Source organism: Blautia wexlerae (genome assembly GCF_013300825.1).
In the GTDB taxonomy this organism is placed as follows: domain Bacteria; phylum Bacillota; class Clostridia; order Lachnospirales; family Lachnospiraceae; genus Blautia_A; species Blautia_A wexlerae_B.
The window spans coordinates 221,708-243,494 of record NZ_JAAIMY010000001.1 but is presented as its reverse complement, the minus strand read 5'-3'; the positions used below and the strand labels follow the sequence as shown (position 1 = coordinate 243,494).

General features: G+C 42.4%; 19 protein-coding genes and 1 other annotated feature (1 of these 20 only partly in view). Of the genes, 3 read left to right on the top strand and 16 right to left on the bottom strand.

Annotated features, from left to right (window positions below):
- Window positions 1–20: a binding site (T-box leader), on the top strand (it extends 208 nt beyond the left edge of the window).
- Between the two features lie 156 nt (window positions 21–176).
- The gene (thrS, locus tag G4417_RS01030; RefSeq protein WP_173682305.1) at window positions 177–2,138 is read left to right on the top strand and encodes a threonine--tRNA ligase; all 1,962 of its coding nucleotides are present in this window, start codon (window positions 177–179) and stop codon (window positions 2,136–2,138) included.
- Window positions 2,139–2,273: 135 nt separating this feature from the next.
- Entirely contained in the window at window positions 2,274–2,852 is a 579-nt protein-coding gene (locus G4417_RS01025) for a TetR/AcrR family transcriptional regulator (RefSeq protein WP_173682304.1), read from the top strand.
- Between the two features lie 35 nt (window positions 2,853–2,887).
- Here the strand turns inward: G4417_RS01025 and G4417_RS01020 are convergent, their stop codons facing one another.
- The 16 genes from G4417_RS01020 to sfsA all read right to left on the bottom strand — a co-directional run bounded on the left by G4417_RS01020 (window position 2,888) and on the right by sfsA (window position 19,806).
- Window positions 2,888–4,432, bottom strand: a complete 1,545-nt coding sequence (locus G4417_RS01020) for an AMP-binding protein (RefSeq protein WP_173682303.1) — start codon at window positions 4,430–4,432, stop codon at window positions 2,888–2,890.
- Window positions 4,433–4,536: 104 nt separating this feature from the next.
- The gene (locus G4417_RS01015) at window positions 4,537–4,767 is read right to left on the bottom strand and encodes an acyl carrier protein (protein WP_173682302.1); all 231 of its coding nucleotides are present in this window, start codon (window positions 4,765–4,767) and stop codon (window positions 4,537–4,539) included.
- A gap of 26 nt (window positions 4,768–4,793) precedes the next feature.
- A complete protein-coding gene (locus G4417_RS01010) occupies window positions 4,794–6,182 on the bottom strand; it encodes a condensation domain-containing protein (RefSeq protein ID WP_173682301.1) in 1,389 nt (462 codons plus the stop codon).
- 257 nt (window positions 6,183–6,439) lie between these two features.
- Complete coding sequence (locus G4417_RS01005) at window positions 6,440–7,426, bottom strand: alpha/beta hydrolase (protein WP_173682300.1); 987 nt, start codon at window positions 7,424–7,426, stop codon at window positions 6,440–6,442.
- A 197-nt stretch (window positions 7,427–7,623) separates the two neighbouring features.
- Complete coding sequence (locus G4417_RS01000) at window positions 7,624–8,502, bottom strand: methylenetetrahydrofolate reductase (RefSeq protein ID WP_008706435.1); 879 nt, start codon at window positions 8,500–8,502, stop codon at window positions 7,624–7,626.
- Between the two features lie 25 nt (window positions 8,503–8,527).
- Window positions 8,528–9,148, bottom strand: a complete 621-nt coding sequence (locus tag G4417_RS00995) for a methylenetetrahydrofolate reductase C-terminal domain-containing protein (protein ID WP_062808077.1) — start codon at window positions 9,146–9,148, stop codon at window positions 8,528–8,530.
- Between the two features lies 1 nt (window position 9,149).
- The gene (gene rsxC, locus G4417_RS00990) at window positions 9,150–11,114 is read right to left on the bottom strand and encodes an electron transport complex subunit RsxC (RefSeq protein WP_020993629.1); all 1,965 of its coding nucleotides are present in this window, start codon (window positions 11,112–11,114) and stop codon (window positions 9,150–9,152) included.
- Between the two features lie 450 nt (window positions 11,115–11,564).
- The gene (locus G4417_RS00985; protein ID WP_173682299.1) at window positions 11,565–12,089 is read right to left on the bottom strand and encodes a hypothetical protein; all 525 of its coding nucleotides are present in this window, start codon (window positions 12,087–12,089) and stop codon (window positions 11,565–11,567) included.
- A 58-nt stretch (window positions 12,090–12,147) separates the two neighbouring features.
- Window positions 12,148–12,999: a hypothetical protein gene (locus tag G4417_RS00980; protein ID WP_173682298.1), complete on the bottom strand. Its 852-nt coding sequence runs from the start codon at window positions 12,997–12,999 to the stop codon at window positions 12,148–12,150.
- Between the two features lie 88 nt (window positions 13,000–13,087).
- Window positions 13,088–13,714: a response regulator transcription factor gene (locus tag G4417_RS00975; RefSeq protein ID WP_173682297.1), complete on the bottom strand. Its 627-nt coding sequence runs from the start codon at window positions 13,712–13,714 to the stop codon at window positions 13,088–13,090.
- Entirely contained in the window at window positions 13,662–14,981 is a 1,320-nt protein-coding gene (locus G4417_RS00970) for a sensor histidine kinase (RefSeq protein ID WP_243872040.1), read from the bottom strand. The genes G4417_RS00975 and G4417_RS00970 overlap by 53 nt, the downstream gene beginning before the upstream one ends.
- A 20-nt stretch (window positions 14,982–15,001) precedes the next feature.
- Window positions 15,002–16,669 carry a histidine kinase N-terminal 7TM domain-containing protein gene (locus G4417_RS00965; RefSeq protein ID WP_173682296.1) on the bottom strand — a complete coding sequence of 556 codons (1,668 nt, stop codon included), beginning with the start codon at window positions 16,667–16,669 and terminating at the stop codon, window positions 15,002–15,004.
- A gap of 220 nt (window positions 16,670–16,889) precedes the next feature.
- The gene (locus G4417_RS00960) at window positions 16,890–17,834 is read right to left on the bottom strand and encodes a DUF4428 domain-containing protein (protein WP_173682295.1); all 945 of its coding nucleotides are present in this window, start codon (window positions 17,832–17,834) and stop codon (window positions 16,890–16,892) included.
- Between the two features lie 67 nt (window positions 17,835–17,901).
- Window positions 17,902–18,735 (bottom strand): hypothetical protein, encoded by an 834-nt coding sequence (locus G4417_RS00955; RefSeq protein ID WP_173682294.1) that lies wholly within the window; start codon window positions 18,733–18,735, stop codon window positions 17,902–17,904.
- Window positions 18,736–18,905: 170 nt separating this feature from the next.
- Window positions 18,906–19,064 (bottom strand): hypothetical protein, encoded by a 159-nt coding sequence (locus G4417_RS16820; RefSeq protein ID WP_008706411.1) that lies wholly within the window; start codon window positions 19,062–19,064, stop codon window positions 18,906–18,908.
- Between the two features lie 43 nt (window positions 19,065–19,107).
- Complete coding sequence (sfsA, locus tag G4417_RS00945; RefSeq protein ID WP_173682293.1) at window positions 19,108–19,806, bottom strand: DNA/RNA nuclease SfsA; 699 nt, start codon at window positions 19,804–19,806, stop codon at window positions 19,108–19,110.
- 200 nt (window positions 19,807–20,006) lie between these two features.
- Here sfsA and G4417_RS00940 point away from each other — a divergent pair, with 200 nt between their 5' ends.
- A complete protein-coding gene (locus G4417_RS00940) occupies window positions 20,007–21,767 on the top strand; it encodes a diguanylate cyclase domain-containing protein (protein ID WP_173682292.1) in 1,761 nt (586 codons plus the stop codon).
- Window positions 21,768–21,787: the final 20 nt, after the last annotated feature.

The window sequence follows — 21,787 nt, the reverse complement described above, 5'->3', positions numbered from 1 at the left end:
AATGATATCTCGTCCCCTACAGTATTTAATCGTACTGTAGGGGATTTTTTTATTCTTTCTTTTCCCCCTTTGCAGTACAAAATACACCGAAAGATGATTCTCACATCCCAACAGATAACCGGACATCTGACGGCATACAAGGAATATATAAATAAAGAATAAAGGAGATAATGACCATGATCGTAACATTAAAAGACGGATCAAAAAAAGAATACGCTGAAGCAAAATCAGTCATCGACATTGCTTACGACATCAGCGAAGGCCTTGCACGTGCAGCCTGTGCAGGTGAAGTAAACGGAGAAGTCGTGGACTTAAGAACAGTTCTCGACAGTGACTGCGAATTAAACATCCTGACAGCAAAAGACGAAAAAGGACTTGCAGTTCTCCGTCACACAGCATCCCATGTACTTGCCCAGGCAGTGCAGACATTATATCCAGATGCAAAGGTTGCTATCGGACCTTCTATTGACACAGGATTCTACTATGATTTCGACTGCCCTCCATTCTCCCGTGATGACCTGGATGCAATCGAAAAAGAAATGAAAAAGATCATCAAAAAAGGCGCTAAGATCGAACGCTTCACAAAATCAAGAGAAGATGCCATCGCATACTTCCAAGAAAAAAATGAACCATATAAAGTCGAACTGGTTGAAGACCTTCCGGAAGGCTCCGAAATCTCTTTCTATTCCCAGGGCGACTGGACAGACCTCTGCGCAGGTCCTCACCTTATGAGCGTAAAAGGTGTAAAAGCATTCAAGCTTCTCTCCTCCTCCAGCGCTTACTGGAGAGGCAGCGAAAAGAACGCAATGCTCACACGTATCTACGGAACCGCTTATCCTTCCAAGGACGAACTGAAAGAACATCTGGAACAGATGGAAGAAGCAAAAAGACGTGACCACAACAAGCTTGGCCGTGAAATGAAGATCTTCACAACTGTAGACGTAATCGGACAGGGACTTCCGCTTATTATGCCAAACGGTGTGATCATAATGCAGGAACTCCAGCGCTGGATTGAAGACGAAGAGACAAAACGTGGCTATGTAAGAACAAAAACTCCGTTAATGGCCAAGAGCGATCTCTACAAGATTTCCGGTCACTGGGATCATTACAAAGATGGTATGTTCGTTCTCGGTGATGAAGAGACAGACAAAGAAGTATTTGCACTTCGTCCTATGACATGCCCGTTCCAGTACTATGTATATAAGGCAGAACAGCACAGCTACCGTGACCTTCCTCTTCGTTACGGTGAAACATCCACTCTGTTCCGTAATGAGGATTCCGGAGAAATGCACGGCCTGACACGTGTACGTCAGTTCACAATCTCCGAGGGACATCTGATCGTAAGACCTGACCAGATGGTAAAGGAATTCAAAGACTGTATCGCACTTGCACAGTACTGCCTGCAGGTTCTCGGCGTGGAGGAAGACGTAACCTATCATCTTTCCAAATGGGACCCGAACAACAGAGCAAAATACATCGGTGAGCCGGAAGTATGGGAAGAAACCGAAGGACATATCCGTCAGATGCTGGAAGAGCTGAACATTCCGTTTACAGAGGATGTTGGAGAAGCTGCTTTCTACGGACCTAAGGTCGATATCAATGCAAAGAACGTATACGGAAAAGAAGATACAATGATTACAATCCAGTGGGATGCTCTCCTTGCTGAACAGTTTGATATGTACTATATTGATGAGAACGGTGAAAAACAGCGTCCATACATCATCCATCGTACATCCATGGGATGCTACGAAAGAACACTGGCATGGCTGATTGAGAAATATGCAGGCATGTTCCCGACATGGCTCTGCCCGGAACAGGTTCGTGTAATCCCGATTTCCGAGAAATTCCACGACTATGCTGCCAAAGTTGAAGCTCAGTTAAAAGACAGCGGAATCCGCTGCTCTGTTGACCAGCGTTCCGAAAAGATGGGCTACAAGATCCGTGAAGCACGTCTTGCAAGAGTTCCATATATGCTCATTGTTGGTGCCAAAGAGGAAGAAGAAGGCAAGGTTTCTGTAAGAAGCCGTTATCTTGGCGACGAAGGAATGAAAGACCTTGGCGAATTCCTCTCAGCAATCAAAGAAGAAATCAAAAACAAAACAATCCGCAAGATTGAAGTACAGGAAGAAAACAAATAGGCAGGTTCCCTGCTGAGATCACAAAAAGCCCTGAAGCTTAGAGCTCCGGGGCTTTTTTGATATTTTCGATTCTTTTATCTTCAGATTTGTGATATACTTTATGTATTACTTACAGACTCCCGGGAGGAAACAGCTATGCAAAATACAATTCCTGACGAAAGATATTATGTGGCTGATGAAGCCATTTTAGGTGCTTTTTTTAAATTGATAAAGGAAAAGTCTCCTGATAAGATTACAGTATCCGATATTATCAAAACAGCCGGGATTGCCAGAAGTACTTTTTATAACCACTATCAGGACATCCCTTCACTGATCTCTGCTGTTGAAGATAAAACGATTCAGGATGTGTTTTCCATGATGGAAAATTTTCAGCCCAAAAATGACCGGGATATCTGCAGTTCCTATTTTCTGACCCTGTGCCGGTACACTATGGAAAATCCTTTTCTGTCCGGTCTTTTGAGCACGCCTCATGGGAATGACCTGTTTGAAAAAATGCTGACTATGCTACATCATTATGTCACAGAGACTACATCTAATTCCAGGCCTGACAGGCATACAAAGGAAGAAGTTTCCTATGTGATCACCTGCGCCATCGGCAGTACCATCGGCGTTCTCCATAAATGGAGCCGGGATAATTTTAATCTGGAACCGGAAGTAATCGCTGATATTCTGTCTGAAATTTTTTTATCCGGTATGCTGCCACTTTTATCCTAGATCGTGTCTGAAAATCATTGCTATAAGCCTTTGTCTTATTCCAGAGGCTCATCAATCAGAACATCCTGCCTCTTAATCTTCTTTGTAGTATTGCGAATAAACGGATTTTTGCGGACAACCAGTCCTGTAATACGGCGATAGGTTGGCTGATTTCTGTTATATTCATCCAGAAATGCCTGAAGCTGTGTCTGAATTGCCTCTGTATCCAATGCTTTTGCTTCCACAACAGCCTGCTCCGGATAGATGCGGGCGGTCAGTCCATTGTCCTCACCTGTTACGATCACTTCACCTACCAGCGGATTAAGGGCCAGCTTATTCTCAATCTCCTCCGGAGATACATTTTCACCGTTGGACAAAATGATCAGGTTCTTCACACGTCCATTGATAAACAGGTAACCGTCCTCATCCATATATCCCTTGTCACCTGTATGCAGCCATCCATCCTTTAAAGTCTCTGCTGTCTCATCAGGCATCTGATAATATCCTTTCATAACGCTACTTCCCTTTACCAGAATCTCACCGTTTTCGAATCTGATCTCTACATTTTCAAGTGGTTTTCCGATAGAACCCTTTTTATGGTTTTCCGGTGTATTATTGCTGATAACAGGAGAGCATTCTGACATTCCATAGCCTTCCAGTACTTCAACGCCATATTCTGCAAAACGGTCAATATAGTACGGATCCAGATGTGCACCACCTGTAAAGATAATGCGCAGTTTTCCACCAAATACCTTTTCTGCAAGAACTGCCTTCGGGATTGACGGGTCAGCGGCAGTCAGTCTCTTATAAATAGTCTCGATCATCATTGGAACCATAAGCATAATATCCGGTTTGAAAATACTCATATTCCTTACCATATGGAGCAGGGAATCATTGATGCAAAGAGTTGCACCCAGAGAGAATCCCTTCAGCCAGTCCATAACAAGGCAAAATGCGTGATGGATCGGAAGCACACTGAGCACGGCAGTTCCCGGTTCTGCTGTGATCTTTACTGCCTCAACATTGGAAGCCAGATTGTTCTGTGTCAGCATAACACCCTTGCTCTTTCCTGTTGTTCCGGAAGTAAAAATAAGGGTTGCAATATCCTCTGCATCCGGGCAGACAGAATCTGCTGATGCGCTCTTTCCCGCATTTCGAAGTTCACCAATACCATATACTTTTGCCGGTGCATCTTCTACCTCTTCCTGAAGCATCCACACTTTCTGAAGTTTCGGGCAGTTTCCAAGAAATGCATCCAGATATGGCCTAAGCTTCGGACTTAAGAAAAGAGCTACGGAATCGGAACGGTTAAGCAAATCGATCAGATCCTCACAGGGAAGTGCGGCATCCAGCGGTACTGCAGTGGTACATCCGGTGATGATTCCCAGATAACTTTCCATCCACTCTACAGAACTGGTTCCGATCAGTGCAATGTGTTTGCCCTCAAAGCCTTCTGCAAGAAGACCTTTTCTGGTGGAAACTACATTTTCCATCAGTTCGCCATAGCTTCTTTCCATGATTTCCTTTTTGTTGAGCCATTTTACTGCTTTTACTTCGTCAAATTTACGTGCACTTTCTTCTAATATATTTCTGATCAGCATGTCTGTTCCCCCATTATTTCTGAACTGTTCAAGTTATGGATATCCTGTCAGGTACAAAATATCTTTGACCCTGACATCTTTATAAGGTTTTACTTCGAAAAAAATTACTGAAGTTCTTCCAGCAGATTTAAGGCTTCGCCAAGAGTTGTGATCTTCAGCACTTCGCTCTCATCAAGTTCAAGATCAAAGGTATCCTCAAGCTCACCTAAAAAGGACATAAAATCCAGAGAGCTGAAACCCAGATCCTCGCGAAATCTCATCTCATTATTCATTTCTTCCGGTGCTACCTTGCTGTACTGTGCTACGATATTTTTAAATTTCATTTCCTGATTCATTGCATTTCCTCCTGATATTGATTTAGTTAAACCAGTTCCATAATTTCGCCGATGCTCATATCCGGCTCTGCGATTCCCTTGAAAAGAATACGCATCATATAATAATAGAGCAGTTCCATGTCATGTTCCTCCAGATGAGCAGTCTGGTAATGATAGGAGAAATTCATACCTCCATCTTCTGTATGGGATACAGTCAGATACATCTTCTTGGTAGCTGCACCGTTTGCAAACCATTTTGCATGCTGACGGATAGTTCCAAGCATTTCATTCTCCACCTTCACAGTCATTGGCTGGTAAGTCAGATAACAGCTCTCATATCCTGTATGCTCCGGTGTATTGTATCTCTTTCTCATCTCATCCATAATAAGTGCCGGATCATAATTACTGTGCATGTAGATACGATTCTGCATATTCTGGATCTCATAAGCAGCAGAAAGGAAATCTGTCTCCGGTGCGATCACTGTTCTGCATGGGAACATGATGGTTCTGCTTCCTCCGGAAGTCCACTCATCATGAGTAGAACGTCTGGATATAAAGTTCTGAATAGTAATATCTTCCTGTCCGTTATTTACCTTTGACAGATAGGTACGGATGCCAAGCAGAAGAAGGTTTGTCATAGACAGCTGATGGTTCATACAGAAATCGATCAGATTTTTAGTTGGTCCCGGCTCCAGATAATAATCCTTAACTGCCACAAACAGATCCTTCATCTCAATATCAGAAGAACGAAGTTTAGGATTTCCATGACGTTTTCTCGCCTCCTCCAGTACGGACGGTCCCTGAATATCAGAATACAAAGGCTCGCCCAGCGTATCCAGCTGGTCATCCCAGAATTTCTTATCTTTTGCAAAACGTTTCTCGTTGCCTGCTTTTGCCAGGTCTTTTTTCAGTACTGTCTCAAAGTCTGCCAGTTCCTGCGGATAGGCTGTTCCATATTTATAATAGGTATATAACTGAAACAGATCACCGATCATTACTACCAGACCACAGGAATCGATCAGTCTGTGATCCATATGTACAAAGAAACCATTATATCCTTCCGGCAGCTTCAACATAGTAAACTCGCACATGGGAATGTCATCACCGTCAAAGGTTTCGTATGCCCACTGCTGCATCAGCTCGTCTGCTTTTGCAAGGCTTCCCATTCCTGACAGATCCTTAAATCCGATATCCCTTGGATCTTGTTTTACAAGATACTGCTGTACATTTCCGTCTTTATCAGGCTTTGTAAAACGGATTCTGGTGCATCCGGAACGTTCTGTCTCCATCTGAATGCATTTTTTTAATAATCCAAAATCCAGTTCAGCCTGTACAGATGCCACAACACTGACACCGGATACCTGCTGTGTACCGTAATCCATGATCCAGTTGTGGTGCATTTTCTGTGCTGCTGTTAAAGGATAGTAGTTTGCCATACTTTATTTAACCTCCATCACCCGTTTTTCTCTTTTCCCGGGTATAAAAACATTACATACTTGTTCATCATTCCTTTTTTATTACGTGACAAAAAATAGCACAGATTTTTCCCAAATACCAGTACCCTCAGGACTTAATGAACACTTTACATAAAATTGACCGGGACTTATCATGCATTTAACAAAACGCATCTAATAAGTCCCGGTCAGAGATTATTGTCATTCGTAATCGCCTTTGGCGGTTGAAAACAGTCACATTATTTTTCAGAATGACTGCCATCATATTTTTCAAAAAACTCCATCACTGTACGCTGATACAGTTCCGGATCTGCATAGGCACTGCACAGATGCCTTGCTTCCGGTACAATGACCAGCTCCTTTGGTGCTCTGCACAGCATATAGTTCTGGAATGAATTGTTCGGATACACATAGGTGTCCTTCTCTCCATGAAAGAAAAGAACAGGTCTTGTATTCCTTTTCATCGCTTCTGTGGTATCCGCATCCTTCATATGAAATCCGGCAATAAGGTGACACAGGCAATCCATTTCCTTTAAAAGCACAGGGATATAATGCAAATGGAACCAGTTGTCAGCCATATCCCGCATCTGCCTTTCCATAGACTGAAAACCACAGTCTGCGATCAGTCCCTTCACTTCTGACGGAAGCCTGTATCCAGATGCCATCAGCACAGCGGATGCTCCCATAGACTGTCCATACAGATAGATTGGCAGCTTTTCCTTATTTCGCTCAGACACATAAATTGCCCAACGCTGCACATCCCACTTCTCTTTTGCTCCAAAGGTGATATATTTCCCTTCACTTTCTCCACAGCAGCGCTGTTCCATAAACAGAAGATTGCACTGATGCTCATGGAGATATTTTGCCATAAATGACAAGGAACCAAATCTGCTGCCCCTGTATCCATGGCTTAAGATAACAAACCGCTTTGCATTCTCTGCCGGCAGATAGAATCCATGGAGTTTTAATCCATCCACGCTCTGGATATAGCAGTCCTGCATCTTCTGTGCCTCACACCATGCCCTGCTCTCCTCATATTCCTTTGCATATCCGTTTCTGGGGTGATTATCCCGGATATGGGATAATTCAAACCATTTCTTTCTTTCCTTTTTTCTTTCCCCTCTTTTGCAACAGACCACCATGTTAAAAAAACGCCAGCCAATCTCCAGAACGCCTGAGAAAAAAAGTAACAGCACTGCAGACAGCTTATAAATCTTTTTCTTCATCTATAATTTCCTCTGTTCTTTCTTATTTGATAAACAATCGGATATTCCTGCTTTATTATACTCCTTCTCTTCCAAAATAAAAAGAGCAGTCTACCCCGGATGCAGCTCTTTTTGCATCCGGGTTTCAGACAGCTCCCTGTTATAATCCATATGTTCTGCGATACTTTATGCGTATCATAACCTCTCAGTTCAGAAACTTAAATCTCAGCCAGTTTCAGCAGATCCGGGATCTTGGATTCCCAGCCAAGTGCCATGATATGTACACCCTGACAGTATGGCTTACACTCTTTGATAATACGTGCAGCGATCTCAACACCTGTGATACCTGCTTTTGTCTTTTCTTTGTCTGCTTTCAGTTCCTCGAGCATTTCGTCCGGAACATGAATACCAGCAACATTATTGTTCATGAATTTAGCCATTCCAGCGGACTTAGGAATAATGATACCAACCTGTACAGGTTTTCCGAACTGTTTTGCTTTTTCCATGAATTTGATGAATTTCTCCGGTTCAAATACTGCCTGTGTCTGGAAGTATTCTGCACCTGCAGCTACTTTTCTTTCCATTTTTGCAAGCTGTGCGTCAACGGAATCGCTGCATGGAGATACAACAGCACCCTTGGAGAATTTCGGAGGCTCGCCAACCAGTTCGTTTCCACCAAGATCCACACCGGATTCCAGAAGCTTCACTGTATGAAGAAGGGATACGGAGTCAAGGTCGAATACAGGTTTTGCCTGTGGGTGGTCACCCATCTTTGTATGGTCACCTGTGAGGCAAAGGATGTTGTCAATGCCCAGCATTGCAGCGCTGAGAAGATCAGACTCCAGAGCGATACGGTTTCTGTCACGGCATGCAAGCTGGAAGATCGGATTCATGCCTGCATCCTTGAGAACCTTACACATTGCAAGAGATCCAAGACGCATAACAGAAGACTGGTTATCAGTTACGTTAACTGCATGAACATCCTTAAGGTATGTTTTTGCTTCTTCTACCAGCTCATCTACGTGGATTCCTTTTGGCGGTCCTACTTCTGCAGAAACTACAAATTCACCACGGTCGAATAATTCTTTCATTTTCATTGTACATTGCTCCAATCATTATAATCTATTTTAATTCATCGTCTGTTGCAAAGTTATGAATCTGTGTCGGACATTTCAGCGCGTCAAGGCGTCCGATTTCTTTCAGACGTCTGTAGATGCGTTCCCATCCACATTCCATCTCGCTGTCCACTTCACATTTACCGTTCTTGGAACCACCGCACTGACCGTTCACAAGGCTCTTTGAACATGCTGTGATCGGGCAGATCCCACCTGTCAGGTTCAGGTAGCATTCACCGCACTGGTCACATTTGTACTCTAACGGTGTCACGCCCTGGAAACCAGGTACCGGGTATGTATCGCAGGCTGCACAGACCATCTTGTCTTCCAGATATTCTGAAACGGTCTGTACACCAACACCGCAGGAGAATACCAGAACCAGATCTGCTTCCTGGATCTTGCTCATATGTTTCTTAAGACGTAATTCCATATTTTCCGGATTACAGATGTAATCAGTTGTCATGATTCCTGTCACATTTCCTTCAGCAGCAAGTTCCTTCTGAAGTTGGGCAGCTTCTTTTTCCGGAAAACGAACTTCTTTACATCCATGACAGTTGATAATGAAAACTTTCTTTCCGGCTGTCAGTGATGTAATCGCTTCTTTTGCTTTTAACTGGGTAATCAACATATTACTTCATCCCCCTTACTGCATTTTTTCCGGCTTTGATACTGTTAATGATCGGAATCTTGGAAGAACAGATATACTGACAGCATCTGCACTCAACACAATCCATAACGTTCATGTCTTTCATGCCCTGCCAGTTCTCATCTTTCGCATATTTCACGAAATACAGAGGTGAAAGCTCCATCGGACATACATCTACACAACGTCCGCACTTGATACACGGCTGTTCTTTTGTCTCATCCGGTTCAACGGCAATGATACCATTGGAGCCTTTCATCATCGGTACATCCAGTGTGTTCAGAGGGAATCCCATCATTGGTCCGCCCATCTTAACCAGAACATCGTCATCTGTAAATCCGCCGCAGTAATCGATCAGCTCTCTTACGCTTGTACCGATCTTGATAACGAAGTTTCCAGGATTCTTGATCTTCTCGCCTGTTACTGTAGCAACACGCTCAACCAGAGGCATTCCTGTCTGGATCGCATCGGAGATTGCTTTTACTGTACTGATATTATCTACTACAACGCCGACATCTGCCGGAAGACCGCCACTTGGAACAATTCTTCCCATAACGCGCTTAATGAGAGTTTTCTCAGCGCCCTGCGGGTATTTGGTTCTTGCAACAAATACTTCCATATTTCCGATATCAGCAACTTTTTTCTGCATTAATTCAATGGCATCCGGCTTATTATCCTCGATAACGATGATACCCTTCTCGGCACCTGTTGTCTTAAGGACTGCTTTCAGACCAAAAATAATGTCATCTGCATACTCAAGAAGTACTCTGTGGTCTGCTGTTAACAGAGGCTCACATTCACATCCGTTGAGAAGGATGGTATCTACCGGTTTGGCAGGTTTAAGTTTGACACAGGTCGGGAAACCTGCACCGCCCATACCAACGATTCCGGCTTCACGGATGATATCAATGATTTCATCCGGAGTAAGATTGTCAAGATCACCATGTGGCTGTACGGATTCGTGCAGAGTATTTTTTCCATCCGATTCAATGACAACAGCCATCACTTCGCTTCCACGTGTGCCATGCATACGCGGTTCAACAGCAACTACGGTTCCGCTTACGCTGGAATGTACCGGAGCACTGATAAATCCGGCAGCTTCACCGATCTTCTGACCAACTTTTACAGTGTCACCAACCTGAACGATCGGATTAGCCGGTGCGCCCAGATGCTGTGACATGGAGATTACAACTGTCTTCGGATCCGGGAATTTCTTCAGAGCGATGTGCTCACTGAATTCCTTGCGTTCTGACGGATGAACACCGCCGTAATATCCGTCCAGTCTTTCTTCTCTGATGGACTTCACATAGTCGTTGATCACTTTGAAATTAACTTTGGAGAAATCACGAACCTGTACAGGCTGGTTTAAGAATTCTTCCAGACGTCCCTGTTTTGCAAGTCTCTGGTAAATCTTCTCCCATGCACAGTCTTTATTCGGATCTACTTCGCATTTTCCATTCTTTGCTCCACCGCACTGTCCATTGACAAGACTCTTTGAACAGTCAACGATCGGACAGACACCTCCGGTAATGTTCAGATAACACTGCGCACATGCGTCACAGCTCTTCTTGGTAAGTGCCATGCCATGATGACCTCTGTAGTTAAGGGTGTTGCTTGCAGCAACTACCGGCTTACCTGCCAGATCCGCAACGGTCTGAATACCAAGGCCACAGGAAATTACTACTACATTCTCTGTACCTTCCGGAATCAGATCCTGTAATTTTCTTTCTGTGTGCATCTTGTTGCATAAGAAATCAAATTTTGCACTGCCTGTAACATTCTTTCCCTGATCTGCAGCGAATTTCAGAAATTCGTCACAATCCGGTTCGTCAACAGTTTCAAATTCTTTGAAACATTTGTTGCAGGCAATCACAAACAGGTTGTCCTTACCGTCAAGCACTGATGCAAGTTCATCACTGCTTTTCAGTTTGTACTTAGTATAGTTTTCCAATTGCTCACCTTCCTCACGATAAAATTTTATCCTTATGATATCTGTTCTTATCCGTTCCCTCCATCTCTGCACTCAAAAAAGGGCTAATAAAACCAGATAAATAAGTTCAATACATATACCTTATTAAATGTAACATAAAATGCACATTTTATCCAGTTTTATTAGCAAATTTTATAAATTTCTTCTATGATTTCATCCAAAATTTCTATGAAGTGCAGATATTTGTACTGTAAAGGATGTGAAATCAGCAAATTGTATACAATATACCACATTCTATAGCAACTATGACGATTCAGCACCTTCACACAGTTACGCTCTCAAACTCAAATCTTTAGAAATCGCCTTCGGCGATGGAATAGTGTTACTGTTCACTCCATTCACAGTAACTTAGCCAAAATTCATTCTCGTTTTTATGAACACTCCTGATAATCCTCTCTCACAGTACTTGTATCATGAGTTAAGACGCTGTCCGCAATATTCACAATTGCTCAGACGTCCTTTTATTACCTGATTCTTTGCACCGCAGCTGGTACAGGTAACTGTAATATAAATCTTTTCATTTACACGTCTGTTTGGTGCAGTAATCATAATATAATTTCCTTCTCTGTCTATCTGAATATTCCGCATATATCCCCTGGCAATAAATTTTTCCAGCTTTTTTACTGCACCTTTTCCCAGTTCCTGCTCAAGTTTCTCAAATGAGACCGTATTCTGGGCATAAGATTCAAACCAGCAGGCAATTTCCCTGGCTTTTTTCTTCCGTAATGCTTTCTGAACTTCCCTGAAAGTCGGATATAAAAATAACAGACAGAGCAGTATCTCTGTTGCTGCCATTCCCCAGCGTCCTTCACCAATATACTTCTCCGATGCACCAATAGCTCCCAGGGATAAAAGTATGCAGAAGCCACAAAGAACCCACTTCAGTTTTCCCAACACCCCTGCTTTTTTATTTTTTTCTGTCAAAAAATCATTCATGTCTGTTTCCTCTTTCTCTGATTAATCAAAATTCTATAATATATTGGTGAAGCCTCTGTCAGCCTGCCCCCAGCAGAAGCCATGCATCACCTGACGGATCATAATAATAAACCACATTGTCTCCTACTGCATAATAATGTTCTTTTGTAAAATGATCCTCATGATCCGTTCCCAGAACAAATACCGGACAATTTCTTCCCTCAATGTACTCCTCAGTGCCTGTATACCACAGAGACATACCAAGGCCAAGGTAATAGCTGACTTCATCTGTTTCTGAAAGCTGTTCTCTGGCAATCCTGATATCCAGTTCCGAATCATACCCCGGATCATACTCATCCCAATTATAATATATGGAGAAATCATAGCAGTGGGTTTCTGCTGCAAGATGTCCATCCTTTAACGACACCATAGGATGGTATTGCACACTCATATTCTGCTTCTGTACAGAAACCATCACATTGGAATGAATCTCACTCACATTGCAGCGCAGGATAATGATTTCATTCTCCCTCCCCGTATAATATGGGGCGTTCAGATCATCCAGATATTCCCCTTCTTCCGTAGGCTGAGCCGGATAAACGCTGACCCTGCAATCATCCCCCGGGACAATGGCATAAATTTCATATCCCCCTGCATCAACCACTGTTCCATCCTGTAAAAAAGGATACGCAGCTGCCACTTCTCCCTGTCTGGTATATTCAAGTATCTCTGCTGCCTCTGCACCTTCATAGGTATATCCCAGAAATGCCATTCCGGCCTGACATTCATTTTCCCTGATAATGTCCTGCAGAATTGCCAGATTCTCATCTGCCCCAGGTGCTCTGGCAGATACTTCTCTCATACCTCCGCCATGAATACCAACAGAAAACAGTACCGCACAAACACATACAGCAACCGAATATTTTTTCATACTCTCATCTCCCTTCTTATCAAACGGATATTTGCACTCCGCTTCGCTTTCTGCTCATAACAGAATAACTTCGCAGTTTATCAGCTTGCTATTTTAACGTAGTTACGATCAGTTTACTTTCCAGTGCAGCCGCTATCAAATCTTCTTTACAGCTGTATCCTGCCCTGGCGATCATTTCCTGAAAATTCCATCTCACCCCGGAGGTAGAGCATTTCATTTCCCGCGCAATCTCTGAATATGACATTCCACGAATATACAGGCGGAGCATCTCCAGCTGTCTGGGACTGATATCACCGCTTGTGATCCAGTTAAGCTCCACCTTCGGCGTCATATCCGGAAATACATGCTCACCATTTAAGGTTCTGTGGATCACACTCCGTATTTCCTCTTCCCCGTGATCCTTATACCAGAGACTGTCTGCGCATCCACTTTTTGCCCTCTCCAGCACCTTAGGATCAATCAGGGAAGTAACGATCAATACCTTTGTATATGGATACTTTTCCCTGATTTCTTTTCCGGCACTGAGCCCATCATGATTATGAAACGTCTGCACATCCATGATCACAAGATCAATTGCCGAATAATCACAGATTTTTACAGCTTCACGTGCATCTGAAACCGTCTGGACATGTCGGAATTCCGGCTCCTGCATAATAATATATTCAAAATACTTCTGCATGATCTTCTGATCTTCTACTATCAGTATCCGTACCATCGAATCCCATCCTTTCTGTCAGTGGCATTTTCAATATCAGACAAAACTCAGGGGAAAAAGAAACCTGCATCCTGCATTTTCCTGATTCAGCTGCCTTTCTCAGTGCAGATAAACCACCGCCTTCTTCCGCATTTTTGTCAGGCACCTCTCCATCATTGGTAATCTGAACAGTATATTCATCTGCATTTTTGTCTATCTTCACCCAAACAGTACTGCCATGGGCATGTCTGGCACAGTTTGTCACACATTCACGGATTGCCCTGTCTGTCAGCAGCCTGTAAGATGGATGCATGGGAAAGTTCCCACTGATCTGAACTAAAATTCCAAGCTCTTCTGCATGTCTGATTGTATCCTTATATACTTCTTCCATACTCTCAACAGCAGAACCGGTAAGAATATAAACCAGATGTTTCAATACAGACAACTGTTTATCCATTTTATCCGGATCTTCTTTCCTTTCCAATATTCTGCGTATTGACAGAAGGCTTCGTCCAAAATTGTCATGAACCTGCATTTTCATGACAAGCGTCTCCTGCTCTCTGATTTTATCTCCGATTTTTTCGTACATTTCCTCCAGCTTATGATTCAGGATTTCCAGCTTTTCATTGTTTGCCCTGATTTTTTCACCATTGTAATAAATTTCTGATACATTAACTGCCACTGTCTGCAGATATCCTGCACAATCCGGCTCCTGCAGACTATATTCCTGAAACATCCAGACGGAACCATCAGGAAAATAAAACACATTACTGTCTTTGCTCAATCTGCAAAGACCTTCCGATTCAGGTTCCCCACTCATTGCTTTCCTTAATACCTCATAATCCTGCAAATAAGAACCTGTCATGATTCTGCTCAGTTCCTGCATCTTGGTATTACACAAAACAATCCTTCCAAAAGGATCCGAAAAACATACCCCACAGGGGACATCATTCACAGCCTCATTTACAGACCAGTAAGACAGAGAATGATGATATCTGCGCCTCTCGCTCCGGATTGCCCAGCAAAGATAAAGCAATAATCCTATAACCACCGTCATTAAAACACTGACCGGATAACCCTGAAGCATTGGCTGATAGGAACTTTCTCCCAGACAATATCTGTGATCATTCATCAGAGCGCCCATGAACATGAAGGAAACTACAAAGACAGCCACTACCGTTACGATTTTCTTTTTCCCGGAAAAGCAGGTGATTCTTACCAGCAGGAGGATTAATTCCATAATCATGCAGATTTCAAGAAGAATCATCAGAACATTCTGTATTGCCATACTGCATTCCACAAAACTGATCATCTTCCGCCTCTCTTTCTGAAGACGATACAACTAATAAACCATTCGTTTTCATCTTCCTGCTGCACTTTTAATTCCGGCCTTTCCGAGATAAATCCACGCAGATCCGCCTCTGATACAATATGAACCGAAACCCGCAAGGCATCATCAATCTGCGACACACGGTAAAAAACAGACTGCATGGTATCAACCAATCGTTCCACAAGCCATTCAAAGATGTCATAGCATTTTAGTATATCATCTGCATTCAGCCGCACATCCACATTTTCCACGTAGTAAGCAGCCCGAATCCTGCATAATTTTAAGCTGTCACAGGATTCTGCCAGGCTTTGTCTGAGATCTTCCATTGTAAGCAGATTTCCATCTGATGCATATTGTGTCAGCACCAGATTCTTTCTCCGCTTCAAATACGTACCAACAACTACAATTTTACCGAGAATCCGATCATATTGTTCCCTTGATTCTGTCCGTTCCAGCTCCTCCATAAACTGTGACAGCAATTCCAGCTGACCGGCTGTCTGATTCTGTATCATATTTAACAGACGGTTCTGTTCTTCTGTCTTTCTCCGCTCAGCCTCTTTCTGATAAGCTTTCTGTAACAGACGGTTTCTGGCAGTCAGTTCCTCCTGCTGTTCCCGAATATCCTGATACTGATCCAGCAGTACCGAAATATCCTCCGACCAAAACAAATGTCCTCCCCTTATAGGAATATGGTTAATCCGGATTCCCTGTTCCTGTACTGATGATCTGTCTATTATGATTTTACGCAGTTCAGGCGACAGCTCGGGAAAATCACCGGAATGATAATAGCGCTGAAAAGAATGATCCGTAATCTCTGCATCCAGTCCTCCGGAAGTCTGAAATAATTCAAAATATCGATTATTGGTCTGTATCAATCCACATAATATACAACCCTGAAAAATTGCTGCCATTAAAAGGCAGCACACTGCCGTCATATCCCCTGCAATGATTTTGATGAAAGGCAGGCGGAGTATATTTCCGATATTCCATCCCAGAAGTAATATTCCCGGAATCACTGGCAGCCAGAACTGTTTCTTTCCCGGAATTCTGCTTTTTCTGATCAGAATAATTTCCATCCCTGTCAGACAGATCAAGATCCATCCCTGAATCACCATAAAAACAATACCATAACTGTAATCTTTATCCGAAAATGGGGGCTGTTTGGAAAAACGAAATACCAGCTGATGCAAATCATTTGTAAAAACACTTACGATCAATATCGCTGCCACGGTCAATAAAATTATAACCTTTCTGACCGTTTTCTCTTCCTCCTTTTCGCCCAAAAACATTGCTGCTGCCAAACCCAGAACCGGAATCAGGATCATGGGAATATAATATAGATACCAGCAGATATGTTCTCCAAGAGGATCATGAAAAATATGAAATTTTACTGTCCGCACAAAGAACCAGAATACCATCAGACAGCCAATTGCAGTCAGGCATCTGCGCGTTTTTTTATGCACTACATGTTTTCTCAGATAAATCACCCAGGCACAGTACATTCCCAGATAAATACAGCTACGACACTGATCTGCCAGATTTCTCATAAAAATATTTTCCGTTCTCACCTGCCTGCAGAAATAAGCCAGCAACACACTTATCAGAATCACTCCATATGACAGAGTCCTCTTTTTGTTGTATGTCATGAAAATTCCTCTTTCACCGGAGCGTGTTTGAAAAATGCTTTACGCAAGATGTGCGTCACAATTTACAGGAATGATTTTTCAAATACGCCCTAATCCATTTTTGTAATAATTATACTATAAAGCACTATTTTGTCATATAGTTTTTAGAGAAATCATCTATTTTCAGAGTTTTTTATCACAAACAGAGTAAACAATTATGTCCACTCTGTTTAATCATTACTTAAAACGGTCTTGGCTGACCACAGTATTCACAAAACCTTCCGGTATTCTCTGCACCACACTGGCATTTCCACGAACTGCCATTCTGCTGCATTCCTGACATTCCGGATTGCATTCCTCCGGTCATGTTCGTTTCTGACATTCCCATCTGCTGCATTCCTCCGTTCATGTTCATTCCGGACATTCCGGGCTGCATTCTTCCGTTCATGTTCATTCCCGGCATCCCAGACTGCATCCCTCCGGTCATATTCATTCCTGACATCCCAGGCTGCATTCCTCCGTTCATGTTCATTCCCGGCATTCCGGACTGCATTCCTCCGGTCATGTTCATTCCTGACATTCCGAACTGCATTCCGGCTGCGTTTGGTGTCAGTGCTGCAATAATCTGATATGCGGTCTGCTCTACTTCCATCAGTTCTCTTCTTTTGTCACTGCTTATGGAAAAAGTATTCAGGCGAAAATCCATATCATCAAACCACTGGGTTCTCACTTTAATACGCATGGTATAATCAAATTCATATTTATATACCGGAGGCTGATAACTTACAGTTTCTCCATCCTTTGTATATGTTTCCTCTTGCTGCTGTTGGTCTACATCAACTCTGCACTGTACAATGGCTGATAAAGGAACTATGTCCGGGTTTTCATTGACATCCAGTTTCCGCGCAACAGTAAAATTCCCCTTATTATCATCAATAAAAACATTGTAATTTCTGGTATTGATCTGACGGGTTATACAAAAGTCCATTACCGCTTTTTTGTTTTTTTCACGATATTCCAGCTGGCGTTTGATATCCTCTACCGTACTGTGCCGCCGCTCCTCAAACCATGGTGATAATTTTTTCGCACAATCCTTACACAGATTTCCGTCATCCAGTTTTCGATTTCCCAATAAACCAATTTTCTCTCCGCAGATGTCACAGATTTTCTTATCAAATAATCCCATACCCTATCCTCCTTTTTTATCTGAAAACCCATACTGCCTCACCGGAATGGTGCGGCAGTATTTTACCTTATTCTGTAACAATTATTTTTTCAAAATATGTCTTTACGGAAAAATCAACTTCACCTGTTTCAGAATCATCTGCTTCTTCGCCGTCATCAGATTCCTCTGCATCGTCTTCTGCTATCAAACACAGTTTTCCATCATCCAGTAAATTGAACTTCATATTATCAAGACTGAAAAACATAGTTCCTGCCTCATCCTCTGTTACAGCCTTTAATACCAGTGCGTTTCCTTCCACGTCGCCCTGAAGTTCTACTTTTGTCTCTTCTCCGCTCTCTATTAAGATAATTTCAGCCTTTCCGTCTTCCACAGACATACTCATTTCAAATCCTGTAAAGTCAGCATTAACAGGCATCTGCATTCCAAATGCTTCCATCAGAGTACAGCTCCATTCTCCTTCAAAATCCTTCATGGTTGGATTTTCTACCGGTTTGCCCGGTACATAAGGCTCATACTCTTCCTTTTCCTGACTCAGGATCATTGTCGTTCCATCTGCTGTTAAGGTTATCTTACCGTCCTTGTACTCACATTCTCCTGTCTGATCATTATGAGTCATCAAAATTTTATCATTTTCTATTTTCCACTCTGATTCATCTACTTCAGGCTCTTCCCCATAAACAGAACTTGTTGTTTTCATTTTACCGTCTTCTTTAATGTCCACGGTCACTTCCATTCCCATTGCCCCCGGATGAAAGGATGCACCTTCGCCCATAGAAAGCTCGTTTACATACCAGGTTCCAATAACATCCTTTTCTTCAAGGGCATAAACACTTACGCTCATAAAGCCTGCCATTAAGACTCCTACTGTTCCTGCCATCCACAACCTCATTTTTTTACTCATACAAACATCTCCTTTCTTTTTTAATGTACTTCTCGGACTCTTTTTTACTTAATTTTGTGAGAAGTTTTTTTGGTTATCTATATTATACGTGAGCGCTCAGATATTTACACTAGCACTTCTGACAGTATGCATGTAATTTTTTGGATAAATTAAAACCTGCTGAAAAGTTTTTAACTCTTCTCAGCAGGTTCATTAAAATACTTTCTGTTTTGGCGCATTCTCTCCAGATTTTCCAGAATTATATCTACACTGATTGGTTTGGCAATATGAGCGTTCATACCCGCCTTGATTGCCTTTTTACGATCTTCCTCAAAAGCATTGGCAGTCATCGCAATTTTTGAATAGGACCTGCTGATTGCGGGAATACTTTTTTTATTTCCGTTCAGAAGTAAGACATACAGGTACCGAATCCTGAATTTCCATTCTGTCAGGTTCTACCAGGCAGTCATAAGCCAGAATATGCACTCCTGCCCTTTCCGCCTCCTGCAGGGTTTCTCCAAATTCCCGATGAGTCTCCCAGTTTGGCTCAAACCTGTCAACTCCCTTCATCTGGATCACCAGAAGCAGATAAGCTTCATATCCTTCCTGCATACAATGGATCAGTTCCCTCAGATGCTTCACCCCTCTTTCTGTAGGTGCATCAGGGAATCGTGCTATATTGTCAGATTCCAGCGTGACGCCTTTCACTTCTATAAAAGCCTTGCGTTTCTCTGAACAGACATAAATATCAAATCTGGAATTTCCGTAGGTCTTCTCTGGTATTACCTGAATCTTTTCCGGGAAAAGATGTCCTGCCTTTATCCATTCCAGCGCTGCCTTATTGGGAATCTGAGAGTCCATATTGATCAGGCCCCTGCCCTCTTTATTTACACAGACCAGATCATAGGCCGTCTTTCTCGCCGGATTACTGCTCCTTTCCAGAAAAACCTGTGTACCCGGGATCAGAAGCTCCCTGCACCTGCCTGTATTCTTTACATGAACCGTTTCCACCTGCCCATTGATTTCCACATGTGCAATAAACCGATTAGGACGATCTATGAAACGGCCCTCTGTGATATGTTCGTACTTCATTTTTTCTGCTCCTCTTTACGCATTGTATACATACCATAACATGTTTTCCTCATATCTACAACATTTTCACTTTAAGAAACTTTTGTCTGATTTTGCCTATGTTTTTGTACCTATGTTTTAAAAAAAATTCATTACGTTTTTTCATTTCTGTGCTATAATGTTCCATCATAAAAATATCCGATAAAAATGAGGTGAAACAGGTGAAGAAAAAAAATCTTGTGCCTCTTATCGTTTTTTTACTGAGCATGTGCCTTGTTGGTTTCATCGTATACAAAACAGACACTCACGAAAAATGGCAGAGCCGCACAACTGCACAATTAAATGTATCAACCTACGGCGAACGTATTAAAAATGAAATTATAAATGGAATTGCGATCACAGATACTCTGAAACAGGTTCTGATCAGTGGAAATGGAGATATCAAGCAATTTGATACGATTGCAGAAAATCTTATATCTGATTCTATTGAAAGTGTACAGCTTGCTCCGGACGGTGTTGTAACAGATATTTATCCTGCTGAGGGAAATGAGGCAGGTAAAATTGATCTGCTCCATGATAAAGACCGTGGCAGAATTTCCTGTTATGCAAGAGACAACCATACAATCATTACACAGGGACCCTTTGAATTGAAACAGGGCGGCTATGGAATTGCTGTTCGCAATCCGGTCTACCTGAATGATGAGCACGGACAGGCGTATTTCTGGGGATTTACCATTGTTATCCTGCGTGTTCCTGATATTTTTTCCGACTCGATCCATGCACTTTCAGGTTTTGGATATGAGTACAGACTTTCCAAAACAGAAACTCCCTGGAGTGACACTTATAAAACCGTTTACCAGTCAGATGGTCAGATAACGCAGCCGGTTTCTTATGATTTTACCATAGGGAAAGAAAGCTGGAAGTTTGAATTAACTCCTGAAAGCGGATGGCAAGACAATTTATTAATAGCAAAAGCCAGTATAATATTTACTGTCATCACCTTACTTCTGTCGGGACTTATCAGGGCATGGCTGGTATCAAACGAAAACAAAAATAAATTTCAGATACTGGCACGCACGGATTCTCTTACAGGTATTTACAACCGCTATGGATTTGACGAATCAGCAGAAAAGATGATGGATAAAAATCCGAAAGCACATTTTGTGGCTGCACTCCTTGATATCGATGATTTTAAGTTTATTAATGATATCTATGGCCACGCCTATGGAGACAAAGCATTAAAGAATCTGGCAGACAGCATGAAAACATTTTTTCCATCTGATGCATTACTGGGAAGAAACGGCGGGGATGAATTCTGTATTCTTTTACAAAATTATACTTGTGAAGATGCAAAAGAACTGCTGCAGCAATTTACCGGACTTCCAAAGGCATTCTCATACAAGGGAAAAAAACAGTCATTTAACATTTCTCTGGGATATGCGGAATATCCCACATTTGTAGCCAGCCGTTCACAGCTTATGCGCTGTGCAGATGCAGCCCTTTATGAAATAAAACTTCACGAAAAAAACGGGTGTATGGCCTACAGGGAAGGTCTTCAGTCCGGAATCCGTAAACAACTGGGATTCGCATTTAAAGATATCTCTGAACACCTTCCGGGTGCATTTATCATATACAGAGCGGACAAAGACGATGACGAACTCTTTTATGCAAACCATGAGTTCCTTCATATGACCGGATATAAAGATATGGACGAGCTCTTCAGACTCACCAATAAGCGCTTCCGCAACCTGATCCTGAAAGATGAACAGAAACAGATAGAATCTAGCATCTGGGAACAGATTGATAGTGGTAATGAAAATGACTATATTCACTTTCACCTCCGAAAAGCTGACGGCTCCTATCTTTCTGTCCTCGATCACGGAAGAATCGTAGAAAGCCAGCAATACGGAAGGGTGTTCTATGTATTATTCATGGACTGGGAAGATATGCATATTCATTACAGTGATAAATTTTCCGGATAATAACAGACATACGACTGTTT